Annotated in this window: 26 protein-coding genes; 8 read left to right on the top strand and 18 right to left on the bottom strand. The window is 75.0% G+C overall.

Translation table 11 applies throughout. The features are described from left to right. Positions 1 to 11 precede the first annotated feature (11 nt). The 5 genes from IG69_RS21455 to IG69_RS0102855 all read right to left on the bottom strand — a co-directional run bounded on the left by IG69_RS21455 (position 12) and on the right by IG69_RS0102855 (position 4,634). Positions 12 to 1,538, bottom strand: coding sequence for a lysophospholipid acyltransferase family protein (locus tag IG69_RS21455; protein WP_084696534.1), 1,527 nt, complete (start codon positions 1,536 to 1,538; stop codon positions 12 to 14). Further along, entirely contained in the window at positions 1,538 to 2,587 is a 1,050-nt protein-coding gene (locus IG69_RS0102870) for an SDR family oxidoreductase (protein ID WP_036828709.1), read from the bottom strand. The genes IG69_RS21455 and IG69_RS0102870 overlap by 1 nt, the downstream gene beginning before the upstream one ends. 159 nt (positions 2,588 to 2,746) lie before the next feature. Continuing rightward, on the bottom strand, positions 2,747 to 2,845 hold the full coding sequence (locus tag IG69_RS21450) for a 30S ribosomal protein bS22 (RefSeq protein ID WP_003792170.1): 99 nt from the start codon (positions 2,843 to 2,845) through the stop codon (positions 2,747 to 2,749). 156 nt (positions 2,846 to 3,001) lie between these two features. Continuing rightward, positions 3,002 to 3,202 carry a helix-turn-helix domain-containing protein gene (locus IG69_RS0102860; protein WP_030526670.1) on the bottom strand — a complete coding sequence of 67 codons (201 nt, stop codon included), beginning with the start codon at positions 3,200 to 3,202 and terminating at the stop codon, positions 3,002 to 3,004. A 241-nt stretch (positions 3,203 to 3,443) separates the two neighbouring features. Continuing rightward, positions 3,444 to 4,634: an acetoin utilization protein AcuC gene (locus tag IG69_RS0102855; protein ID WP_030526669.1), complete on the bottom strand. Its 1,191-nt coding sequence runs from the start codon at positions 4,632 to 4,634 to the stop codon at positions 3,444 to 3,446. Between the two features lie 74 nt (positions 4,635 to 4,708). Between IG69_RS0102855 and IG69_RS0102850 the strand changes: the two genes are divergently transcribed. Continuing rightward, a complete protein-coding gene (locus IG69_RS0102850; protein ID WP_030526668.1) occupies positions 4,709 to 5,374 on the top strand; it encodes a potassium channel family protein in 666 nt (221 codons plus the stop codon). Positions 5,375 to 5,389: 15 nt separating this feature from the next. Here IG69_RS0102850 and IG69_RS0102845 read toward each other — a convergent pair whose 3' ends face one another. The 4 genes from IG69_RS0102845 to IG69_RS0102830 form a co-directional block, all read right to left on the bottom strand. After that, positions 5,390 to 5,920, bottom strand: coding sequence for a GNAT family N-acetyltransferase (locus IG69_RS0102845; protein ID WP_030526667.1), 531 nt, complete (start codon positions 5,918 to 5,920; stop codon positions 5,390 to 5,392). 73 nt (positions 5,921 to 5,993) lie between these two features. Beyond that, positions 5,994 to 6,512, bottom strand: coding sequence for a GNAT family N-acetyltransferase (locus tag IG69_RS0102840; RefSeq protein ID WP_169742032.1), 519 nt, complete (start codon positions 6,510 to 6,512; stop codon positions 5,994 to 5,996). Next, positions 6,505 to 7,305, bottom strand: coding sequence for a pyrroline-5-carboxylate reductase (gene proC / locus IG69_RS0102835; RefSeq protein ID WP_030526665.1), 801 nt, complete (start codon positions 7,303 to 7,305; stop codon positions 6,505 to 6,507). Before proC ends, IG69_RS0102840 begins: the two co-directional genes overlap by 8 nt. 43 nt (positions 7,306 to 7,348) lie before the next feature. Beyond that, positions 7,349 to 8,299 (bottom strand): proline dehydrogenase family protein, encoded by a 951-nt coding sequence (locus IG69_RS0102830; RefSeq protein WP_157577305.1) that lies wholly within the window; start codon positions 8,297 to 8,299, stop codon positions 7,349 to 7,351. Positions 8,300 to 8,432: 133 nt separating this feature from the next. On the opposite strand from IG69_RS0102830, the gene IG69_RS22880 reads away from it, so the two are divergent. Beyond that, entirely contained in the window at positions 8,433 to 9,167 is a 735-nt protein-coding gene (locus IG69_RS22880; protein WP_030526869.1) for a M15 family metallopeptidase, read from the top strand. Between the two features lie 13 nt (positions 9,168 to 9,180). Here IG69_RS22880 and IG69_RS0102815 read toward each other — a convergent pair whose 3' ends face one another. After that, positions 9,181 to 9,921, bottom strand: coding sequence for an ABC transporter permease (locus tag IG69_RS0102815; protein WP_030526663.1), 741 nt, complete (start codon positions 9,919 to 9,921; stop codon positions 9,181 to 9,183). Further along, the gene (locus IG69_RS0102810) at positions 9,918 to 10,691 is read right to left on the bottom strand and encodes an ABC transporter ATP-binding protein (protein WP_030526662.1); all 774 of its coding nucleotides are present in this window, start codon (positions 10,689 to 10,691) and stop codon (positions 9,918 to 9,920) included. Before IG69_RS0102810 ends, IG69_RS0102815 begins: the two co-directional genes overlap by 4 nt. A gap of 92 nt (positions 10,692 to 10,783) precedes the next feature. Here IG69_RS0102810 and IG69_RS0102805 point away from each other — a divergent pair, with 92 nt between their 5' ends. Genes IG69_RS0102805 through IG69_RS19895 form a run of 3 tightly spaced genes read left to right on the top strand, consistent with a single transcriptional unit; the run spans position 10,784 to position 13,570 of the window. Beyond that, the gene (locus tag IG69_RS0102805) at positions 10,784 to 11,518 is read left to right on the top strand and encodes a response regulator transcription factor (RefSeq protein WP_030526661.1); all 735 of its coding nucleotides are present in this window, start codon (positions 10,784 to 10,786) and stop codon (positions 11,516 to 11,518) included. Then, the gene (locus IG69_RS0102800) at positions 11,515 to 12,816 is read left to right on the top strand and encodes a HAMP domain-containing sensor histidine kinase (protein WP_051750091.1); all 1,302 of its coding nucleotides are present in this window, start codon (positions 11,515 to 11,517) and stop codon (positions 12,814 to 12,816) included. The genes IG69_RS0102805 and IG69_RS0102800 overlap by 4 nt, the downstream gene beginning before the upstream one ends. 52 nt (positions 12,817 to 12,868) lie before the next feature. After that, positions 12,869 to 13,570: a DUF4232 domain-containing protein gene (locus tag IG69_RS19895; protein ID WP_051750089.1), complete on the top strand. Its 702-nt coding sequence runs from the start codon at positions 12,869 to 12,871 to the stop codon at positions 13,568 to 13,570. Between the two features lie 39 nt (positions 13,571 to 13,609). Here the strand turns inward: IG69_RS19895 and IG69_RS0102785 are convergent, their stop codons facing one another. Together IG69_RS0102785 and IG69_RS0102780 are read right to left on the bottom strand one after the other, a co-directional pair. Then, positions 13,610 to 14,437 (bottom strand): sugar phosphate isomerase/epimerase family protein, encoded by an 828-nt coding sequence (locus IG69_RS0102785; protein ID WP_051750184.1) that lies wholly within the window; start codon positions 14,435 to 14,437, stop codon positions 13,610 to 13,612. A gap of 2 nt (positions 14,438 to 14,439) precedes the next feature. Further along, positions 14,440 to 15,366 (bottom strand): Ppx/GppA family phosphatase, encoded by a 927-nt coding sequence (locus tag IG69_RS0102780; protein ID WP_030526658.1) that lies wholly within the window; start codon positions 15,364 to 15,366, stop codon positions 14,440 to 14,442. A 77-nt stretch (positions 15,367 to 15,443) separates the two neighbouring features. On the opposite strand from IG69_RS0102780, the gene IG69_RS0102775 reads away from it, so the two are divergent. Both IG69_RS0102775 and IG69_RS0102770 read left to right on the top strand, forming a co-directional pair. Next, positions 15,444 to 16,382, top strand: coding sequence for a DUF3109 family protein (locus tag IG69_RS0102775; RefSeq protein ID WP_242525727.1), 939 nt, complete (start codon positions 15,444 to 15,446; stop codon positions 16,380 to 16,382). Next, entirely contained in the window at positions 16,379 to 17,077 is a 699-nt protein-coding gene (locus IG69_RS0102770; protein WP_030526656.1) for a class I SAM-dependent methyltransferase, read from the top strand. The genes IG69_RS0102775 and IG69_RS0102770 overlap by 4 nt, the downstream gene beginning before the upstream one ends. Positions 17,078 to 17,165: 88 nt before the next feature. On the opposite strand, the gene IG69_RS0102765 is transcribed toward IG69_RS0102770, so the two are convergent. Both IG69_RS0102765 and IG69_RS0102760 read right to left on the bottom strand, forming a co-directional pair. Further along, positions 17,166 to 17,630: an NUDIX hydrolase gene (locus IG69_RS0102765; RefSeq protein WP_030526655.1), complete on the bottom strand. Its 465-nt coding sequence runs from the start codon at positions 17,628 to 17,630 to the stop codon at positions 17,166 to 17,168. After that, positions 17,630 to 18,259, bottom strand: a complete 630-nt coding sequence (locus IG69_RS0102760) for a flavin reductase family protein (RefSeq protein WP_030526654.1) — start codon at positions 18,257 to 18,259, stop codon at positions 17,630 to 17,632. Before IG69_RS0102760 ends, IG69_RS0102765 begins: the two co-directional genes overlap by 1 nt. A gap of 51 nt (positions 18,260 to 18,310) precedes the next feature. Between IG69_RS0102760 and IG69_RS0102755 the strand changes: the two genes are divergently transcribed. Then, a complete protein-coding gene (locus tag IG69_RS0102755) occupies positions 18,311 to 18,673 on the top strand; it encodes a VOC family protein (protein WP_030526653.1) in 363 nt (120 codons plus the stop codon). A 4-nt stretch (positions 18,674 to 18,677) separates the two neighbouring features. Here IG69_RS0102755 and nadC read toward each other — a convergent pair whose 3' ends face one another. Genes nadC through panC form a run of 3 tightly spaced genes read right to left on the bottom strand, consistent with a single transcriptional unit; the run spans position 18,678 to position 22,229 of the window. Beyond that, positions 18,678 to 19,571: a carboxylating nicotinate-nucleotide diphosphorylase gene (gene nadC / locus IG69_RS0102750; RefSeq protein ID WP_030526652.1), complete on the bottom strand. Its 894-nt coding sequence runs from the start codon at positions 19,569 to 19,571 to the stop codon at positions 18,678 to 18,680. Next, positions 19,568 to 21,307 carry an L-aspartate oxidase gene (locus IG69_RS0102745; protein WP_084696532.1) on the bottom strand — a complete coding sequence of 580 codons (1,740 nt, stop codon included), beginning with the start codon at positions 21,305 to 21,307 and terminating at the stop codon, positions 19,568 to 19,570. Before IG69_RS0102745 ends, nadC begins: the two co-directional genes overlap by 4 nt. Further along, complete coding sequence (gene panC / locus IG69_RS0102740) at positions 21,300 to 22,229, bottom strand: pantoate--beta-alanine ligase (protein ID WP_030526650.1); 930 nt, start codon at positions 22,227 to 22,229, stop codon at positions 21,300 to 21,302. The genes IG69_RS0102745 and panC overlap by 8 nt, the downstream gene beginning before the upstream one ends. Positions 22,230 to 22,285: the final 56 nt, after the last annotated feature.

The following is a 22,285-nucleotide window of genomic DNA, read 5'->3' as shown; positions in this document are numbered from 1 at the left end:
ACCCACGGCGCTCAGAAGAAGACCGACCGACGCTGCATGAGCAGCGTGTAGAGGGTCTGCTGGATGGTCTCGCGCACCTGGTCGGTGAGGTCGAAGACGAGCATGGGGTCCTCGGCGGCCCCCTCGTCGTGGCCGGAGGTGTCGATCGGGGCGCCGAACTCGATGATCCACTTGCTCGGCAGCGGGACCATCCCCAGCGGGCCGAGCCACGGGAAGGTCGGGGTCACCGGCGCGTACGGCAGTCCGAGCAGCCGCGCCAGGCTGCCCATGTTGCCGATGATCGGGTAGGTCTCCTCGGCGCCGACGACCGAGCACGGGACGATGGGCACCCCGGCGGCGAGCGCCGCGGAGACGAAGCCACCGCGGCCGAAGCGCTGCAGCTTGTAGCGCTCGCTGAAGGGCTTGCCGGTGCCCTTGAAGCCCTCGGGGAAGACGCCGACGAGCTCGCCGCGGCCGAAGAGACGCGCGGCGTCCTCGCTCGCGGCGAGGGTCGAGCCGGAGCGGCGGGCCATCGTCCCGACGAACGGGGTCTGGAAGACGAGGTCGGCCCCCAGCGCGCGCATCGTCCGGTGCTGCGGGTGCTCGTCGTGGATGGCCAGCTGCACCATGAGCGAGTCGAGCGCGATGGTGCCCGAGTGGTTGGAGACCACGAGGGCGCCGCCCTCCGCCGGGATGTTCTCGATGCCCCGCACCTCGACCCGAAACCAGTGCCGGTAGAGCGGCCGGAGCATCGGGTAGAAGACGTTCTCGGTGAAGTGCTCGTCGTAGCCGAAGTCGTCGACGTCGTAGTCGCCCTCGACCCGGCGGCGCAGGTACGCGAGCACCTGCGCGACCCGGCGCTCCACGTCCTCGGGCGCGACGCCGGCGGCCTCGGCCGCGACCCGCAGGCCGACGACGAGCGCGTCGAGGACGTCGGCGAGGTCGGGCACCGGCAGGCCGGAGCGGCCGGGCGCCGACGCGGTGGTGGGGTCGAGCGGGGGCACGGCGGCCAGCGGCGGGGCGGCCGCCGGCGGCGTGGCCGGGGCGGGCGGCGCGGGTCGCGCGGCCCGGCGGCGGGGCGCGGCGGGGTCGGCGACCCGCAGCTGCGGACGGCGCGCGGCGGCGTCGCGGCGGGCCTTCTCGCGCGGGGTGAGGCGGCCGGCGCCGGTGCGCTCCCCCGCCTGCGTCGTCGCGCGTGGTGAGGGGGCGGAGGTGACCCGGGGCGCCGGACGGTGCTTGCGGACCGACGCGACGGGGGCGGGCGCGGCGGGAGCGGACTTCGCCGCCGCGGCCTTCCTGGCGGGCGCGGCCTTCTTCGTGGCCGCGGCCTTCCTCGCGGGCGCGGTCTTCTTCGCGGGCGCGGTCTTCTTCGCCGGGGTGGCCTTCTTCGCCGGGGTGGCCTTCTTCGCCGGGGTGGCCTTCGACGTCGCGCTCGTCGTCACCGCCACCGGTGCGGCCGCCACCGGCTCGGCCCCGATGAGCGGCGTCGAGCGGCGGCGGGCCCGCTCGCCACCGGCGCGCGCGGCACCGGCCGCGAGGGCTCCCGGGCGGGCGGCCATCAGCGCACGCTCCCGGCGCCGAGCGCCGTGAGGACCGACTGGCTCGCGGCGCCGGCGACCCCGCTCACGGCGTCGACGACCGAGCCGAGACCCGGCCCCTGCGAGCCGAGGGTGGCGGCGAAGGCCTCGAACGCCTCCCGGGTCGTGTACCGGGGCTCGAACCCGAGCCGGTCGCGCATCCGCGTCGTGTCGAGGCCGCGGCCGTAGGCGAGGAAGGACATCTGGTCGGGCGAGAAGTCGGCGAGCCCGAGCCGGCGGGTGACGCCGCCGACGAACGAGGCGCTCCCGAGCGGCAGCGGGACCGCGGGCCGGCCGGCGAGGGCGACGGCCTGCAGGACGGTGACCACCCCGTCGCCGGCGACGTTGACGACCCCGGTCGCGTCACCGGTGGTGCCGAGCACGAGGGCGTCGATGGCGTCCTCCTCGTGGAGGAACTGCATCCGGGCGTCGTAGCCGAGCGGGACCGGCACGGCCGGCATCGAGAAGTAGTCGGTGATCGAGGTGCGGATGCGCGGGCCGATGACGTTGGCGAGGCGGAGCATGAGGATGTCGACGTCCGGGCGGCGCCGGGCGAAGCCGCGCACGTATCCCTCGACCTCGATGGAGTCCTTGCCGAAGCCGCTGCTCGGGGTGCGGCGCGCGTCCATGTCCTCGGTGAACAGCGCGGGGTCGCGCGGGGTCGAGCCGTAGACCGCGGCCGAGGACTTGACGACCAGGCGCCGCACGGTGGAGGACTTCTGGCACGCCGCGAGGAGCTGCATCGTGCCGATGACGTTGATCTCCTTCTGCGGGGTCCGGCCCCCGACGAAGGTCGGCGTCGCGATGACGTTCATGTGGACGACGGTGTCGACGCCCGAGGACTCGATGACGCGGGAGATCATCGGGTTGCGGATGTCGGCGCGCACGAACTCGACGCCGGGAACGGGGTGCGGCGGCGGGATGACGTCGACGCCGACGACGCGCTCGACGCCCGGCTCGGCCGCGACCCGCCGCGCGAGCAGCCCCCCGAGGTACCGGGACACCCCGGTGACCAGCACCACCTTCGCCACCGCGACTCCTCCCATGCCGGTCCGACGGGACCGAGACTACCGGGGCGCTCCCGGGACCCACAGGGGGAGCCGGGACGTGGTCGCGGGCCGGGCGCCCGGGGGACGACAAAGGTCCCCGGCAACGGCCGGGGACCCTCGACGCTCAGAGGTGACGCGTGGTCACTTCTTGTTGCGACGCTGGTGACGCGTCTTGCGCAGCAGCTTGCGGTGCTTCTTCTTCGCCATCCGCTTGCGCCGCTTCTTGATGACAGAGCCCATGGGTGTTCCTCACGGTGGTACGGGGGTACGGCGGCCCACCCTACCGGCGGGCCCCCACCGGCCCCAAACCGCGGGGGCCGGAGACGGTGTGCGGGTGACGCACGAGGGGCGCCCCGCCGGCCGGCGGGGCGCCCCTCCTCGGTCGGCGGGACCGGGTCACGCGGTGTCGACGAACGAGCTGCGCAGGTACGCGTGCACCTCGTCCTCCGGGACCCGGAAGGACCGGCCGACCCGGATCGCCGGCAGCTCACCGGCGTGGACCATGCGGTAGACCGTCATCTTCGAGACGCGCATGATCGTGGCGACCTCGGCGACGGTGAGGAAGCGCACCTCGCCGAGCTGACGCTCCGTGGACATCTGGACCTCGATCTTCTGCTCGCCGCAGTGCCGGATCCAGCCCGGACAGCTCCCTGTGGCGTGCTGTCGCAACCATAGGGGCAGTTGTGACCACTGTGAAGGGGAATGAACGCACTCGTGGACGTTGTCCAGCCGACACGCCGTCTGCGACAGCAGAATTTCGGCGTGTCGAGCCGATCGGCCGAACCCCCGCTCGGGCGCTCGGCCCCGGCCGGACGGCCGACCCCGGGGCGTGCGGGCGTCAGTCGAACCAGGGGTCGAGGCCGTGCAGCGGGAAGACGGCCTGCCGGGTCGCGAACACCGCGCGGTCGAGCGGGCTGTCCGGGTTGTGCCCCGTCCCCCACGGCTGCACCCAGATCGGGAGCCGGTCCTTCGGCAGGTCGCCCATCCGGCGCGGCCCGGGCCGCCCGAGCAGCGACTCGACGTGGTCGAGCCAGTCCTGCGGGACCGGCGTCTGCACGTCGACCGGCGCGTGCGCCGCGATCGCCGTCAGGTGCGTCCACGAGCGCGGCACGACGTCGACGAGCTCGTAGCCCCCGCCGCCGAGCGCGACCCAGCGCCCGCCGCACACCTCGTGGGCCAGCGAGTGCAGCTCGTCGTGGGCGCGCCGCTGCGCGTCGACGGTGATGGCGAGGTGCGCGAGCGGGTCCTCGAGGTGGGTGTCGCAGCCGTGCTGGGTCACGAGGACGTCCGGCGCGAAGGCGCGCACCAGGTGCGGCACGACCGAGTCGATGGCCCGCAGCCACGACGCGTCGCCGGTGCCCGGGGGCAGGGCGACGTTGGCGACCGTGCCGCGCGCGTCGGGCCCGCCGACGTCGGCCGGCCACCCGGTGCCGGGGAAGAGGTGCTGGCCGCTCTCGTGGAGCGAGATCGTCATCACCCGCGGGTCGTTCCAGAACGCGCGCTCGACGCCGTCGCCGTGGTGGACGTCGATGTCGACGTAGGCGACGCGCTCGGCGCCGTGGTCGAGCAGCCACTGGATGCCGACGGCGATGTCGTTGTAGATGCAGAAGCCGCTCGCGTGCGTGCGCATCGCGTGGTGCAGGCCACCGCAGTAGTTGACGCCGTGCTCGGCCTCGCCCTCCCAGACGCGCCGGCAGACCTCGACGGTGCCCTGGACGATCCGGGCCGAGGCCTCGTGCATCCCCCGGAAGGCCGGGTCGTCGTCGGTCCCCAGGCCGCGGTGCACGTCGGCCCGCGCCGGGTCGGCCGAGGCGACCTTGACCGCCTCGACGTAGGCGGGGTCGTGGACGGTCGCGAGCAGGTCATCGTACGCCACACCGGGGCTCACGAGGTCGACGTGGTCGAGGACGCCGAGGGAGCGCGCGAGGCGCGTCGTGAGGTCGAGGCGGACGGGGCCCATCGGGTGGCCGGGACCGAAGTCGTAGGCGGTGAACACGTCATCCCAGATGACGCTCGTCCGTGGGGCCATGGCTGCACGCTACTCGGTGGTCGGTCCGTGGCAGGCTGGGACCGCACGGACCCACCACCGGGAGGAACGCACCCATGGGCAGGAACGCCCGCGACGACGAGGTCCTCATCATCGGCCTCGGCCGCTTCGGCGCCGCGGCGGCCCTCGAGCTGCGACGGCTCGGGCACAAGGTCACCGCCATCGAGAAGGACGGCTTTCTCGCCGAGAAGTTCCTCGGCCGCATCTCGCAGGTCGTCCACGGCGACGCCAGCGACGCCGGCGTCATCCGCGACGCGAAGGCCGGCCGCTTCCAGATCGCCGTCGTCGCCATCGGGTCCTCGGTCGAGGCCTCGGTGCTCGCGGCGGCCAACCTCGTCGACGCGCAGGTGCCGGCCATCTGGGCCAAGGCGCTCTCGCCGGAGCACGCCCGCATCCTCGACCGGATCGGCGTGCACCACATCGTGCGTCCCGAGGCCGACACCGGCCGGCGCGTGGCGCACCTCGTCGGCGGGCGGATGCAGGACTACATCGAGTTCGACGACGGCTTCGCCATCGTCAAGATGCGGCCGCCGACCGAGACGATCGGGTTCACGCTCGAGCAGAGCCAGGTCCGCAGCAAGTACGGCGTCACCGTCGTCGGCGTCAAGGCGCCCGGCGAGGACTTCACCTACGCGGTGCCGACGACCAAGGTCTCGGCCCACGACACGCTCATCGTCAGCGGGCCGACGACGCTCATCGAGCGGCTGGCCGCCCGGCCGTAACCGGGCCGGCCGGGCTCAGATCGCGCTGGGGATGCCCCCGCGGTCACCCGCGAGGGAGAGGGTCATCGCGACCTCCTCCTCGCCGTCGTCCTCGGAGACGACGCGCATCGGACGGCGGCTCTCGGTCGGACGGAAGCCGAAGCTGCTGGCGAAGGCCACGGCGCGACCGTTGTCGGTGCCCACCCAGTAGAGGAGCTGGCGGCGGCCGTCCTCGGCGGCGACGCGCGAGGCGGCCCGCACGAGCGCGGCCGCGACGCCGGTGCCCCGGGCGGCCGGGGTGACGAAGAGGCCGAAGAGCTGGGCGTGGTCCGGGCGGTCCTCGTCGACGTCCCCGACGCTGGCGATGCCGAGGGGCTCGCCGTCGCGCTCGGCGAGCAGGCGGGTCGAGCGCTCCATCCGGGCGCGCCAGAAGTCCTCGGGTTCGGCCTCTTCCTCGTCGTGGGAGGCGACGAACGCCTCGGGCGACTCGCGCAGCGCCGTGAGGCGCATGGAGCGGTAGTGCTCCCACTCCTCGGCGCCCAGGGTGCGGACCGTGATGTCGCTCATGGCCGTCACTCTCCCACGACACCCACGGTGTGCGGCAACCGGGGAGGTGAACAGCGGGTGCGCCCCGGGTCCGTCACGCGAGCTCGAGGACCATGCGCTCCTCGACACACGTGGGGTCCCACGGCATCGTCCCGGTCTCACCGGTGAGGGCGAAGCCGCGCCGCAGGTAGAAGCGCAGCGCCCGGGAGTTCTCGCGGGCGACGTCGAGGACGACGCGGCGCCGGCCGTCGGCGCGGGCCCGCGCCAGCGCGGCGTCGACGAGGTCGGCGGCGGCGCCGCTCCCCCGGGCGGCGCCGGCCACCCACATCCCGACGAGGTACACCTCGTCGTCCGGCTGGTCCTCGCCGTGGGCGAGGCCGACGGTGCCGACCGGGCGGTCGAGGTCCCAGGCGAGCCACAGCGCCGGGCCGGTGGCCACGAGCGCGCGCCAGTCGTCGTCGGTGCGGGCCGCGCTCTGCGCGTACGTCGTCCAGAAGGCGCGCGGGCTGTCGATGAGGGCGGCCTGGCGCACGTCGCGGTAGGCGCGCCACGTGGCGTCGGTGACCGACTCCACCCGCAGGCCGGGGTGCACGCCCGGCGCCGCCTCAGCCACCGGCGAGCTCGCGGCTGCGGGTGGCAGCGGCCTCCATCGCGCTGATGAACGCGGCCCGCACCTTGTGGTCGTCCATGACGCGCAGCGCGGCCGCGGTCGTGCCGCCCGGCGAGGTGACCTGCTCGCGCAGGACGGTCGGGTGCTGGCCGGTCTCCTTGATCATCGTCGCGGCGCCGAAGAGGGTCTGGACGACGAGCTCGGTGGCCGTCGAGCGCGGCATGCCGAGGACGACGCCGGCCTCGATCATCGCCTCGACGACGTAGAAGATGTAGGCCGGGCCGCTGCCGGAGATGGCGGTGACGGCGTCCTGGAGCTTCTCGGGGACCTCGAGGACCTTGCCCGTCGCGGCGAGCAGCGACTGCGCCTCGGTGAGGTGCTCGGGTCCGCAGTGCGCCCCGGCCGAGACGGCGGCCATCCCCTGGTCGACGAGGGCCGGCGTGTTGGGCATCACCCGGACGACCGAACGGCCCTGCGGCAGACGGGACTCGACGAACGAGGTCGTGATGCCGGCCGCGAGGCTGACGACGAGGTCACCGGGCTCGACGTGCGGCGCGATCTCGTCGAGCAGCGCCCCCATGTCCTGCGGCTTGACGACGAGGACGAGCGTGCTCGCGGCGGCGGCGGCCTCGGCGTTCTCGATGACGCGCACCCCGTAGCGCTCGGTCAGCTCGGCGGCGCGGTCGGCCCGGCGCTCGGTGATGACGAGGGAGTCGGCCGGCCGCCCTGCGCGGAGCAGCCCCGAGAGGAGCGTCTCGCCCATGACACCGGCACCGAAGATCGCAGTCGTGGCCATGGCGCCGAGTATGCCGTCCGGCCGCGTCGGCGGCGCGGGGGTTTCAGCTGCTGCCGGCGAGCGAGCGCAGGAAGAAGCGCAGGTTGGCCGGCCGCTCGGCGAGCCGGCGCACGAGGTAGCCGTACCAGTCCTCGCCGAAGGGCAGGTAGACGCGCATCTGGTGGCCGCGGTCGGCGATCCGCTTCTGCTCGGTGGAGCGCACACCGAGGAGCATCTGGAACTCGTAGGAGTCGGGCGTGCGGCCGTGGTGCGACGCGAGCGCCTCGGCGATCTCGACGAGGCGGGGGTCGTGGCTGGCGACCATCGGGTAGCCCTCGCCGGCCATGAGCACCTTGAGGCAACGGACGTAGGAGAGGTCGACCTCGCCGCCGTCCTGGTAGGCGACGGACGCGGGCTCCTTGTAGGCGCCCTTGCACAGCCGCACCCGGCTGCCGGGGCCGGCGAGGTCGCGGCAGTCGGCCTCGGTGCGGTGGAGGTAGGCCTGGAGGACCGCCCCGACCCACGGGAAGTCGGCGCGCAGCGCGCGCACGGCCTCGAGGGTGCGGTCGGTCGTCGTGTGGTCCTCCATGTCGAGGGTCACGGTCGTCCCGGCGCGGTCGGCCGCCTCGCAGATGGCGCGGGCGTTCTCGAGGGCGATGGCGTCCCCGTCGCCGGGGATGGCCTGCCCGACGGCGCTCAGCTTGACGCTGACCTCGGCCGCGCCGAAGCGGGCGAGGTCGGCCTCGGCGAGCGCGTCGAGGAGCGCGAGGTAGGTGTCGCGGGTGCGCTCGGCCTGCGCGCGGTCGGTGACGTCCTCGCCGAGGTAGTCGATCGTCGCGAGGCGGTTGGTGCCGCGCAGCTCACCGGTGACGGCGACGGCCTCGGGAACGAGGTCCCCGGCGACGTAGCGCTGGACGACCGACCGGCTGACCGGCGCCTTCGTCACGGCGGTGCGCACCGCGTCGGAGCCGGAGATCTGGAGCAGGGCTCCACGGAGCAGGTCGGAGGCGTCCACGACGAGCAGGCTAGCCCGGCGGCGGGCCCGCCCCGGACCGCAGGGGCGCCCGGGACCGCTCGACGCGCGCGGCGGGCGGTGCGCGCCTAGCGTGGCCGGGTCCGTCCGACCCCCTGCTCCGGAAGGCCCACCGATGCGCCTGCGCCCCACCGCCGTCCTCGCCACCGCCACCGCCCTCCTCGCGGCCCTTGCCGCGCCGGCGACCGCCCGCCCGTCGGCGCCCGACGTCGCGGCCGCCTCCGCGGCGGGCCTCGACCGGGCGGTCGCCCACTGGCGCCCGGGCCACCACCTGCCCTTCCTCGCGGTCGTCACGCCGGTCGACCACCGGACGCGCGCCACGATGGTCGGGGTCAGCTGGAAGCCGGGGTGCCCCGTCCCGATCGAGGACCTGCGGATCGTCACCATGACGTACTGGGGCTTCGACGACCGCCCGCACCTCGGGCGGCTCATGGTGCACGAGGACGTCGCCCGCGACGTGGCCCACGTCTTCGGCGACCTCTACCGCGACCGCTTCCCGATCCGGCGGATGGAGCTCATCGAGCGCTACGACGCCGACGACGACGCCTCGATGGCCGCGGACAACACCTCGGCGTTCAACTGCCGGCCGATCACCGGGACGACCGATCGCTTCTCGATCCACAGCTACGGCAAGGCGATCGACGTCAACACCATCGAGAACCCCTACGTCAAGGGCGACCTCGTGCTGCCGACCGCCGGGTCTGCCTACCTGGACCGCACCGACGTGCGCCCGGGGATGGTCGTCGCGGGCGACGAGGTGGTCCGCGCGTTCGCGGCCCGCGGGTTCACGTGGGGCGGCGACTACACGAGCCTCAAGGACTACCAGCACTTCGAGATCGCGACCCCCTGAGGCGCGGCCGGGATCAGGGGGTGCGGCGGCGCAGGGTCAGGCTGCCGAGGACGAGCGCGACGACGATCCAGACCAGCATCACCCCGAGGCTCGGCAGCACGTCGCCGAGCGGGTCGGTCCGCGTCGCCACGTCCTTCATCGCGTCCACGGCGTACGACAGCGGCAGGACGTCCGACACCGCCTCGAGCACCCCGGGCATCCGGTCGCGCGGCACGATGAGGCCGCAGAGCAGGAACTGCGGCAGGACGAACGCGGGCATGAACTGCACGGCCTGGAACTCGGTGCGCGCGAACCCGCTCGCGAGCAGGCCGAGCGCCGTGCCGAGGACCGCGTCGACGACCGCGATGACGACGAGCAGCCACAGCGGGCCGGCGACGCCGAGCCCGCACACCCACACCGCGAACGCGCTGGCGACGACGGCCTGGACGAGCGCCATCACGCCAAAGGCCAGGGCGTAGCCGAGCATGAGGTCGCCCTTGCCCAGCGGCGTCGTGAGCAGCCGCTCGAGCGTGCCCGACGTGCGCTCGCGCAGGGTCGCGATGCTCGTGACGATGAACATGACGACGAGCGGGAAGACGCCGAGCAGCGCGGGCCCGACGGAGTCGAAGACGTCGACCGGGGAGTCGGCGTAGAGCCAGGCCAGCAGGCCGAGGAGCACGCAGGGGACGACGAGCATGAGGGCGACGGTGCGGTGGTCGCCGCGCAGCTGGCGCAGGATGCGCGCGGCGGTCGCAAGCGTGATGCGCGCGTTCACGACCCCTCCCCCGCGTGCCGTCCCCGGTAGCCCTCCGGCGGTGGGTCGACGGCCCGCCCGTCGTCGGCGTCGACGAGGGCGAGGAAGGCCGACTCCGCGTCGGTGGTGCCGGTGCGCTCCAGGAGACCGGGCAGCGTCGAGTCGCTGAGCACCCGTCCGGCCCGCAGCAGCACGAGCCGGTCGCAGCGGACGGCCTCGTCCATCACGTGGCTGGAGACGAGGAGGGTGCGGCCGTCGGCGGCGAGCCCACGGAAGATGCGCCACAGGTCGCGACGCAGCACGGGGTCGAGGCCGACGGTCGGCTCGTCGAGCACGAGGACGTCCGGGTCGCCGACGAGCGTGCACGCCAGCCCGGCCCGCGACAGCTGCCCGCCCGAGAGCGCCCCGGCCCGCGCGTCCGCGTGGTCGGTCAGGTCGACGGCGGCGATGGCGCGCTCGGCGGCCGCGGCGTCGGCGCCGACGACCCGGGCGAGGTAGCGGACGTTCTCGCGCACGGTGAGGTCGGCGTAGACGCTCGGGGCCTGCGTGAGGTAGCCGACCCTGCGCCGCAGCGCGGGCGAGCCGGCGGCTTCGCCGAGCACCGTCACCGTGCCGCTCGCGACGACCTGGACGCCGACGACGGCCCGCATCAGCGTCGACTTGCCGCCACCGCTCGGACCGAGGAGCCCGACGATCTCGCCGCGCGGCACGGTCATCGACAGGCCGGGGATCACCTCGCGCCCGCCCCGGACCACCCGGAGGTCGTCGACCACGATCGCGTCGTCGGTCATGACCCCGACGATGGCACCGCCCGCGCGCCGTGTCGAGCACCGCCGGCGCCCCGTCGGGCCACGGGGCGCGACGACGCGCCTACTGTGGCCGCGTGAGCGAGAGCACCACCGCGACCGGACGGCGCCGCGTCCTCCTCGTCGAGGACGACGCCGTCATCGGGGAGGCCACGGCCGCCCACCTCGAGCGCGACGGCTACGACGTCGTCTGGCACACCGACGGGCTGGAGGCGTGGGATGCCTGGCGCTGTGCCGCACCGCCGTTCGACCTCGTCGTGTCGGACGTGATGCTCCCCGGCCTCGACGGCGCGAGCCTGACGCGGCGCATCCGCGAGAGTGACCAGGTGCCCGTCGTCCTCGTCTCGGCGCGCACCGACAGCCTCGACGTCGTGGGCGGGCTCGAGGCCGGCGCGGACGACTACGTGACCAAGCCCTTCGACGTGCAGGTCCTGCGGGCTCGGCTGCGCAACGCCCTGCGCCGGTCCGCCGCCGACCGGGCGCCCACCGCCACCGAGCGCTCTCCCTCGTCCGCCGACGGGACGGGCCCGGAGACCTTCGGTGACCTCGTCCTGGACCGCCGGGCCGTCCAGCTGCGCCGCGGCGACGAGGTGCTGCGCCTCACCCCGACCGAGATGCGCCTCTTCCTCGAGCTCGCCGACGAGCCCGGCCGCGTGCTCTCGCGTCGGGCGCTGCTGGAACGGGTCTGGGGCTACGGCGACACCGAGGACGACGACCACGTCGTCAACGTCCACGTCCAGCGGCTGCGCTCCAAGGTCGGCGCCGAACGGGTCGAGACCGTCCGCGGCTTCGGCTACCGGCTGGTGCGGTGAGCCGGCGGGCGCGCGGCCTGCGCGGCCGGATCGCGACGGCCGTCATCGTCGTCGCCCTCGCCGCGGTGGCCGCGCTCGGGGTCGCCGTCCACCTCCTCGTCCTGCGCGAGCAGGTCGACACCGCCCGGCGCACGGCCGCCGACCGGATCTCCGCCGCCGTCGACGTCCGGACGGCCACCGGGCTGCTCGCCTTCGACGCGCGCGTCGACGACCCGTCCGTCCCGGCCGAGCTGCGCGACGCGGTGCGTGCCGACGGCGCCCGCGCCACCCTCGTGACCGGTGGCTCGGTGCGGACGGTGTGGGCGGCGGCGCGGGACGGCGAGGTGGTCCTCTCGACGCGGACGCGGTTCGTCCCGGCCGACGGCACGGTCGCGCAGGTCGACCGCGCGCTGCTGCTCGCCGGGGCGGTCGTCGTCCTCGTCGCCGGGCTCGTCGGCTGGGTGACCGCCGGACGGCTGGCGCAGCGCCTGCGCCGGGCCGCGGACACCGCGCGCGGTGTGGCCTCCGGCGGTGACCCCGCGTCGCTGCGCCGCGTCGTCGGCGAGCGGCACGACGAGGTCGGCGCGCTGGCCGACGCCGTCGACGCGATGGCCGCCCGGCTGGCCGACCGGGTCCGCGCCGAGCAGCGCTTCACCGCCGGCGTCGCCCACGACCTGCGCACCCCCGTGACCGGTCTGCTGACCGCGGCCGAGCTGCTCGAGCCCTCACGCGCAGCCGATCTCGTGCGGGACCGGGCCCGCGCCCTCGCCGCCCTCGTCGAGGAGCTGCTCGAGGTCGCCCGCCTCGACGGCGGTCGCGAGCAGGCCCTCGCCGAGCAGGTGGACCTCGGCGAGGTCGTGCACCGCGTGGTCCGCCGCGGTGTCGCGTCAGGGGAGCTGCCGGAGGGCGCCGTCACCGTCCGCACCGGCGGCGGGACCGAGGTGGTGACCGACCCGCGCCGCGTCGACCGGGTCGTCAGCAACCTCGTCCGCAACGCCCTGCGGCACGGGGCACCCCCGGTCGAGGTCGTCCAGGACGGTCGGGTCGTGGAGGTGCGGGACCACGGCCCCGGCTTCGAGGCGTCGCTGCTCCGCGAGGGGCCTCAGCGGCTGCGGCACAGCCGGACCGCCGGCGACGGGAACGGCCTCGGGCTCGTCATCGCCACCGGGCAGGCCGGCGTGCTCGGGGCGACGCTCGAGCTCGACAACCCCGCCGGTGGCGGTGCCCGGGCACGGCTCCGGCTGCCCGAGAGCCCGTCCGGTGGACCTCACGACGAGGTCACGGCCGGGTCACCGGACCGTGAGCCGACCGGTGCGTGACGGTGACCGCCGTGAGGCGCGTCGGAGACCTCGCCGTCCTAGCGTCGTCGGCATGAGCACACGACGCCTCCGTCCCGTCCTCGCGGCGACCGCCCTGGTCGCCGCCCTCGGCCTCACCGCCTGCGGCAACGGTCTCGAGTCCTCCGGCAGCGCCTCGACGGGCCTGTCGGGCAGCCCGAGCGAGACCAGCAGCGCCGACCCGTCGGCCTCGCCGACCACCTCCTCCACGCCGTCGAGCTCCGCCACCTCCACCGGCGGCTCGTCGCCGACGACCTCCTCCGGCTCCGGCGCCTCCACGACGTCGACCTCGTCGACCGGCCGGGTCGGTCGGTGCCCGATCGGCTCGCTCGACGTCGGCGTCCGCAGCCCGTCCGGCGGCGCGGCGGCCGGCAGCACCTACCTGCTGATCAGCTTCCGCAACACCGGGTCCCGCAGCTGTGTCCTCGACGGCTTCCCGGGGGTGTCCTTCGTCGGCGAGGGTGACGGCACGCAGCTCGGCGCCGCCGCCGAACGCACCGGCACGGCACGCACGGTCACCCTCGCCCCGGGCCGCTCGACGACCTCCCTCCTGCAGGTCGCCAACGCGGGCAACTACCCCCAGCGCAGCTGCGCCCCGACGACGGCGGACGGGTTCCGGGTCTACCCGCCCGGGTCGACCGAGGCCGCGTTCGTCAAGCAGTCCGTCCAGGCCTGCCAGGGCTCGACCGGCGGCTCGCCGCAGCTCGTCGTCTCGTCGGTCGGCACCTCGGGCTGACCGACCGCCGCCGCCCGCGCGCAGCCCCGGTCCCTCTGCTCAGGAGGGCACCGGGGCGAGGTGCAGCCGGGCGAAGGCCAGCGACTCCGCGAGGTCGAGGTCGCGGCGCTCGTCGTCGGCCCGGCGGGTCGAGACCTCCACGACGACGTCACCCGCGAACCCCCGCTTCGCGAGGGCCTCCAGCACCTCGCCGCAGGGCTGGGTGCCCCGTCCGGGCACGAGGTGCTCGTCGCGGGGCGCCCCGGAGCCGTCCGCGAGGTGCAGGTGGACGAGCCGGGGTCCGAGGTCGGCAGCCATCGACAGCGCGTTCGAGCCCGCGGTCGCGGTGTGCGACAGGTCGAGCGTCACGTGGTCGTAGGGCTGGGCCACCGGGTCCCAGTGCGGCAGGTAGGCCTCCACCTCGCGCGAGCGGGCCCCCGCCTTCCACGGGTACATGTTCTCGACGGCCAGCCGCAGCCCGGTGCGCTCCTCGCGCAGCGCCACCCCGTCCGCGAAGCCCCGGGCGTAGTCGCGCTGCCAGCGAAAGGGCGGGTGGAGCACGACCGTGCTGGCGCCGAGCTCCGCGGCGAGGTCGAGCGAGCGGTCGACCTTCTCCCACGGGTCGGTCCCCCACACCCGCTGGGTCACGAGCAGCGTCGGCGCGTGCACCGAGACGACCGGCACGCCGTGATGCTCCACGAGCCGGCGCAGCGCCCCGGCCTCCCGGGTCAGCGGGTCCGTCCACACCATGACCTCGACCCCGTCGTAGCCCAGCCGGGCCGCCGTGGCGAAGGCCGCGGCGCAGCCGAGCGGGTAGACCGACGACGTCGAGAGCGCGACCCGCGGCGCCGCCGGTCGGCGGCGGCGCGGGGTGCGCGGGCCCGGCACGGTCACTGCATCCGGTCGAGGTGGCGCAGGAGGATGCCCTCGCGCAGCGCCCACGGGCAGATCTCGAGGGCCTCGAGGCCGAGCAGGTCCATCGTGGCGTCGGCGACGACGGCCGCGGCGAGGACCTGCCGCGAGCGCGAGGCCGACACCCCGGGCAGCTCCGCCCGCTCGCGCGCGGTCATGGCGGCGATCCTCGGGAGCCACTCGAGCAGCGCCTCGCGCGGCAGGAGCCGGCGCGCGTACATCCCCTCGGAGCTCGGCGCGGCGCCGCAGATGCGGGCGAGCGAGCGCATCGACTTGCTCGTGCCGACGGCGAGGTCGGGGGCGCCGGCCTTGGCGAGCGGCCGCAGCTCGGCGGCGATGGTGGCGCGCACCCGGCGGCGGGCCTCGCGCAGGTCGTCGGGCGAGGGCGGGTCGCCCGGCAGGAGGTCTCGTGTCACGCGGCCGGCGCCGAGGGGGACCGAGATCGCGACGTCGGGCTCCTCGTCCATCCCCATCGCGAGCTCGAGCGAACCGCCGCCGATGTCGGCGACGAGCAGCGTGCCGGCCGACCAGCCGAACCACCGGCGGACCGCGAGGAAGGTCAGCCGGGCCTCCTCCTCGCCCGTCAGGACGTCGAGCCGGACGCCGGTGCGCTCGGCGACGTGGGCGAGCACCTCCGTGCCGTTCGGGGCCTCGCGGACCGCGCTCGTCACGAAGCCGCGCAGGTCCTCGACGCCCTGGTCCTCGGCGACGCCGAGGCACTCCGCGACGAAGTCGGCGAGCGCGTCGCGGCCCTCGTCGGCGATGAGGCCCTCGTCGGTGACGTGCTCGGACAGGCGCAGGTCGATCTTGTGCTTGCTCGCCGGCAGCGGCTGGGCCCCGGGATGGGCGTCGACGACGAGGAGGTGGACGGTGTTCGAACCGACGTCGACGACCCCGAGGCGCATGGGCACAAGGTAGCCGCTGCGGGGTGGCGCGGCCCCACCGCGCCCATCCCGCGGCCGACCGTGCATAGGGTGGGCGCGTGCCCGAAGCGTCCCTCGACATCCCCCGCACCTGGGCCGAGTTCGCCGACCCCGACGACCCGGGGCAGCGCTTCCGGGTCGACCTCACCTGGCTGACCTCGAGCTGGAGCTGCATCTTCGGCTCCGGCTGCCGCGGCATCTACGCCGACCGGCCCGACGACGGGTGCTGCACCCTCGGCGCGCACTTCACCGACGACGACGACCTCGAGCGCGTCCGCGCCGTCGTCGCCGAGCTCGGCGAGGACGAGTGGCAGCACCACCCGGGGCACGGCAAGCGCGGCGACAAGAGCCCGGCCCGCCGCTCGGCCTGGACCGAGGTCGACGACGAGGGCGACCGCAAGACCAAGGTCGTCGACGGCGCCTGCATCTTCCTCAACCGGCCGGGGTTCCCCGCCGGGGCCGGGTGCGCGCTCCACCAGCACGCGGTCCTCACCGGCCAGCAGCCCCACGAGGTCAAGCCCGACGTCTGCTGGCAGCTGCCGATCCGCCGCTCCTACCGGACGGTCGAGCAGCCCGACGACACCTCGTACCTCGAGGTGACCATCGCCGAGTACACGCGCCGCGGCTGGGGACCCGGCGGGCACGACCTCGACTGGTACTGCTCCTCCAACCCCGAGGCGCACGTCGGGCGCGAGCCGGTCTACCGCAGCAGCCACGCCGAGCTCGTCGCCCTCATGGGGCAGGCCGGCTACGACGAGCTCGTCGTCCGCTGCGAGGCGCACCTCGCCGTCGTCCGCCACGCGCAGTCGGCCGGCGCCCGCAAGCTCATCCCGCTGCTCGTCCACCCCGCCACGGCCGAGGCCGGGACCATCGGGGGACGCCGCGAGCGGGTCAAGCGCCGCCGGGGCACCAACGCCCTGCCCGGTGACGAGGACGGCGCGAACGAGCCGGCCCACCCGGTCGCCGCCCGGCCGGCGCGGGGACGCCGCGAGGGGTGAGCGGGTCCGGGCGGGCCATCCGCAGCCCGAACATCTGGGACACCCCCGAGGTCTACGAGCTCGAGAACCTCGCGTCCGACCGCGCCGGCGTCATCGACACCGCGATCGCCGCGCTGCACCCCCTGCGCGGGGCGGTGCTCGTCGACGTCGGCTGCGGCACCGGGTTCCACCTGCCGCGGTTCGCCGAGCGCGGCGCGACCGTGCTGGGTGTGGAGCCGTATCTCCCGCTCGTCCGTCGGGCGGCGAACCGGCTGCGCGCCAAGGGGTCCCGCGCCCGGGTCGTGGCGGGGAGCGCCGAGGCGCTGCCGGTGGCCGACGCCTCCGTCGACGTCGTGCACGCACGCTGGGCGTACTTCTTCGGCGCCGGGTGCGAGCCGGGGCTCGCCGAGCTGGAGCGCGTCCTGCGGCCCGGCGGGGTCGCCTGCCTCGTCGACAACGACGTGACGCGCTCGACCTTCGGCGGGTGGTTCGCACGCGCCTACCCCGCCTACGACCCCGTCGCCGTGCAGCGCTTCTGGGACCGGCAGGGCTTCACGACGCAGGCGCTGACCATCCGGTGGACCTTCGACCGGCGCGAGGACCTCGAGGCGGTCGTCCGCATCGAGCTGCCGCCCGGGCCGGCCGACGCCGTCCTCGCCGAGCACGAGGGGCTCGAGGTCGACTACGCCGTGGCCCTCCGCTGGCGCCGCTCCTGACCTCGACCCCTCCCCCACTTCTCCCCGAATGTGTGTGAACTCGCCGGGGTCCTCCGGCGGTTTCACACGCGTTCGCGGGGAGGAAGGGTCAGGTGAGGCGGGTGGGGCCGGTGTGCGCGACGGCGGTGCGGATGCGCTCGCGGTGGTCCGCGGCCATGTGCGGCAGCGCCGGCAGCGGGAACCACGCGACCTCCGACGACTCGTCGTCGGCGACGTGCGCGTCCCCGCCGAGCCAGCGGCAGCGGAAGGTGTGGTCGACGTACTGCGACCGGTCACCGTTCGGGTACTCGATGACCGGCGTGACGTCGACCCACGCGAGGAGCTCGACCTCGCAGCGGACGCCGGTCTCCTCGAGACACTCCCGCACGGCGGTCGTCGCCGGGTGCTCGCCGGGGTCGCAGATGCCCGTGACCGGCGTCCACTCCCCCGTGTCGGCGCGGCGGACGAGCAGCACGTCGTCGCCGCGCAGCACGACCGCCGTGATGCCGGGCAGCCACAACAGCTCGTGACCGACCGAGCGCCGGAGCGAGACGATGAAGTCGGGCGTCGCCATCAGCCGTCGTACCTCGGCCGCTCGATCTCGCGGATCTCGCCGAGCAGGCCCCACTCGTCGGCGCCGAGGCGCGACCAGGGCTGCAGCGCACCGATGTCCACGTGCGGACGGCGCACCATGTCGTCGCTGGCGGCGACCGAGGCGTCGACGGCCGCGTGCAGCACGAGCCCGACGACGACGAAGCAGTTGCCGGTCGGGCGCACCTCGTGCAGCCGGCACTCGAAGGCGACCGGCGACCCCGCGACGCGGGGCGGCGCGACGGTCAGCGACGGCTCGCGCGCCACGCCCTCGGCGTCGAACTCGCCGACCTCCGGCGGGTAGTCCGCACTCGTCGCGTTGACGACCTCGAACAGCGGGCCGGGCGCGACGTTGACGACGAACTCGCCGGTGGCCTCGATGTTGTTCAGCGTGTCCTTGCGACCGACCGAGGTGAACGCGAGCATCGCCGGGTCGGTGCTGACGACGGTGAAGAACGAGTGCGGCGCCAGGTTGTCGACGCCGTCGGCGGACCGGCTGCTCACCCACGCGATGGGCCGCGGCACGACGGCCGACGTCATCAGCCGGTAGGCGGCGCCGGGGCGCATTCGGTCGTCCTCGGGGCCGTGCTGGACGGCGAGCTCGTGGCGCATCCACCGAGCCTAGGTCTTCCGTAAGGCCTGCTCCGCCCGCAGACTGGCGGGATGCTGACCCGGTTCGTGGCGACCGTCTTCTACGCCGACCTCGAGGTCGGTCTCGACCTGTTCGTCGGCGGCCTGCGAATGGAGGTCGTGCACCGCGACGGCGGCTTCGTCGTGCTGGAGCGGGACGGCGCGAAGATCCAGCTCGCCGAGAACGCCGAGGCCGCGGCCCACAGCGAGCGTCCCGAGCTCGGCCTCGAGACCGACGACCTCGACGCCGTGTTCGCGGACGTCGCCGCGCGGCGCCCGGACCTGCTGCACCCCAACCTGCCGAGCCCCACCCTGCGCCCCTGGGGCGCCCGGGAGTTCGCGATGCTCGACGCGACGACGGTGTGCGTCGTGGTGCGCGAGTGGCCCCGCGCCTGACGCGTCAGGCGTCCGACGGGTCGAGGTCGAGGGCGATGTCGACGATCGGCGAGGAGTGCGTCAGCCCCCCGACCGACAGGTAGTCGACCCCGGTCTCGGCGTACTCGCGCACCACCTCGAGCGTCAGTCCTCCGGTGGCCTCGAGCTCGACGACCTCACCGGTGGCGCGGACGGCCTCGACCGTCGCCCGCAGCAGGTCCGGGGACATGTTGTCGCAGAGGAGGAACCGGGCGCCGACCGCCACCGACTCCAGCGCCTCGGCCGTCGTCGTCACCTCGACCTGCACCTCGACGTCGGGGTAGGCGTTCCGCACCGCCGCGTAGGCCGCCCCCAGCCCACCGGCCGCGAGCTTGTGGTTGTCCTTGATCATCGCGACGTCGTACAGGCCCATCCGCTTGTTCGTGCCGCCGCCGCAGCGCACCGCGTACTTCTCGAGCGCGCGCAAACCCGGGGTGGTCTTCCGGGTGTCGAGCACGGTCGCGCCGGTGCCGTCGAGGGCGTCGGCCCACCGCCGGGTGTGCGTCGCGACGCCCGAGGTCCGGGAGAGGACGTTGAGCAGGGTCCGCTCGGCGACGAGCGTCGTCCGGGTCGACCCCCGCAGCGTCGCGAGGTGGTCGCCGCGGGCGATGCGCGCCCCGTCGGCCACGTGCTCCTCGACCTCGACGGCACCCGTCCCGAGCCTGCGGGCCACCGCCTCGCACACGAGCGCGGCGACCGGCAGCCCGGCGAGGACGCCGCCCGCGCGGGCCACGACGTGCGCCACGGACCGCTGCTCGGCGGGGATCGTGGACAGCGTGGTCACGTCGCGCCCACCGGAGCCCGACGTGCCGAGGTCCTCGTCGAGCGCGCGCTCGACGACGAGCCGGGCGTCGTCGAGGGGGAAGCCGAGGTCGCTCACAGGGGTCCTCCGAGGGGGTCGAGGGCGGGGCGCTCGAGCACGTCGAGCCGTCCGTCGGCAGCCCGCACGACGGACTGGTGCACGAGCCAGCGCTCGTCGTCGCGCCGCGGGACGTCGGTGCGCACATGCCCGCCGCGCGTCTCCTCGCGCCGGTGGGCCAGGAGCGCGAGCGCCTGCCCGAGGTGCAGGAGGTTGGTCGTCTCCCAGGTGCGCGGACCCGGCTCGGCGTCGCTCGCCGCCACGGTCGAGAGGGCCTCGAGCTCGCGCAGCGTCTCCACCGTGGACACCGCGCTGCGCAGCGGGCCGCATCCACGGGTCATGCTGCGCTGCACCGAGATCCGCTCGGAGGAGTCGAGCAGGTCGGCGCCACCGTCCTCGCCCTCGGCCGGCTCGCGCCACGGCAGGTCGCCGGCCGCGAGGCGCTGGGTCACGTCGTCCGCGATGCGGTGGGCGAAGACGAGGCCCTCCAGCAGCGAGTTGGAGGCGAGCCGGTTGGCCCCGTGCACACCGGTGCACGAGACCTCGCCGCAGGCGTAGAGGCCCTCGAGGGAGGTCCGCCCGCGCAGGTCGGTCTCGACCCCGCCGGAGGCGTAGTGCTGCGCCGGTGCGACCGGCAGCAGCTCGGTCGCGGGGTCGAACCCGAGCTCGCGGCACCGGGCCACGATGGACGGGAAGCGCTCCTCCAGGAAGTCGCCGCCGAGGTGCCGGGCGTCGAGCCAGACGTGGGCCAGCCCGCGCTCCCCCATCACGTCGAGGATCCCACGCGCCACGACGTCGCGCGGCGCGAGGTCGGCGAGCTCGTGCCGCCCGATCATGAACCGCTCGCCGCGGTCGTCGACGAGGAAGGCGCCCTCGCCGCGCACGGCCTCGGAGATGAGCGGCTGCTGGCCGGTCGAGCCCTCGCCGAGGAAGAGGACCGTCGGGTGGAACTGCACGAACTCGAGGTCGGTGGTGCGGGCGCCGGCGCGCAGGGCGGCCGCCATCCCGTCACCCGTCGCGACCGGCGGGTTGGTCGTCGAGGTGTAGATCTGGCCGAGTCCCCCGGTCGCGAGCACCACCGCGCGCGCCCGCGCGGCCCCCACGCCGTCGACCTGGCCCTCGCCGATGACGTGGAGCGTCACGCCGCCCACCGCCCCCTCGGCGTCGGTCAAGAGGTCGACGACGAGCGCGTGCTCGACGACCTCGATGCCGGGGTCGTCGACGACGGCCCGCAGCGCGGCGATGAGCGCCCGCGAGATCTCGGCGCCGGTGGCGTCACCCCCGGCGTGCGCGATGCGGTCGCGGTGGTGCCCGCCCTCGCGCGTCAGCTTGATGTCGCCGCCGGCGTCGCGGTCGAACTCGGCACCGAGGGCGACGAGCTCGCGGACGCGGTCGGGCCCTTCGGTGACCAGCGCCCGGACCGCCTCGACGTCGCAGAGCCCGACGCCGGCGACGAGGGTGTCGTCGAGGTGCTCCTGCGGGGTGTCCTCGGGGTGCAGGGCCGCGGCGATGCCGCCCTGCGCCCAGGTGGTCGAGCCCGCCGACAGCACCGTCTTCGTCACGAGGAGCACGCGCTCGACCCGCTCGCGCAGCCGCAGCGCACAGGTGAGCCCGGCGATGCCCGACCCGACGACGACCACGTCGGCCTCGACCGTCCAGCCCGGGGCGGGCGCGACGAGGCGGCGCGGGAGCAGCGGCGAGCCGGGCAGCACCACGGGGTCCGCGGCCTCCCCCGCGACCGGCGCGGGCTCAGACATCGGCGCGGGCGTGCGGGACGTCGGAGAAGACGTCGACGGCCCCGCCCCCCGGCCCGACGACGAGCGGGGTGTTGTCGATGAGCCGGGTCGTGCCGATGCGCGCGGCGACGGCGAGGAGCGCCTCGCCCCGGTACCACTCGGGCACGTCGGCGAGCGTGTGCGGGTGGACGAGCACGAGGTAGTCGACGAGGGCCAGCGGCTCCTCGACGAGCACCTCGCGCGCGGCCCGCCGGACCGCCGACGGGCCGAAGGGCGCGGCGTCGGCGCCGGCGCGCAGCGCACGGCTCAGGCAGAGCGCGACCTCGCGGTCGGACGGGGTGAGGTAGGTGTTGCGGCTGCTCATCGCGAGGCCGTCGCCCTCGCGGACGGTCGGCACCGACACGACGTCGACCGCCACGTCGAGGTCGCGCACCATCCGCCGGATGAGGAGCAGCTGCTGGGCGTCCTTCTGGCCGAAGTACGCGCTCCGGGCGGCCGTGAGGTGCAGCAGCTTGCCGACGACGGTGAGCACGCCGTCGAAGTGCCCGGGGCGCGACGCCCCCTCGAGCAGCTCGCCGAGCGGGCCGGCCGAGATGCGCACCCCCGGGTCACCGTCGGGGTAGACGACGTCGGGCGTCGGCGCGAAGACGACGTCGACACCCGCGGCGGTGCAGATCGCCATGTCGTCGTCGAAGGTGCGCGGGTAGCGCGAGAGGTCCTCCTTCGGCCCGAACTGGAGTGGGTTGAGGAAGATCGTCACGACGACGTGGTCGTGGCGCTGCCGGGCGGCGCGGATGAGCTGAGCGTGCCCCTCGTGCAGGGCCCCCATCGTCATGACCACCGCGACGTCCCGGCTGGGCAGGGCCTCGCGCGCGGCCTTGAGCTCCTCGCGGGTCATCGCGACCGTCGGGACGGCACGGGTGTCGGTCGACTGCGACGTCATGCCCGCATCCTTGCGCACCCACACGCGGACGGGACGGGCGGGAGGCCCGGCGTGAC

Origin of the sequence: Phycicoccus jejuensis (genome assembly GCF_000720925.1) — a bacterium.
Taxonomy (GTDB): domain Bacteria; phylum Actinomycetota; class Actinomycetes; order Actinomycetales; family Dermatophilaceae; genus Phycicoccus; species Phycicoccus jejuensis.
The sequence above is the reverse complement of the archived record's forward strand: the minus strand, read 5'-3'. Positions and strand labels throughout refer to the sequence as shown.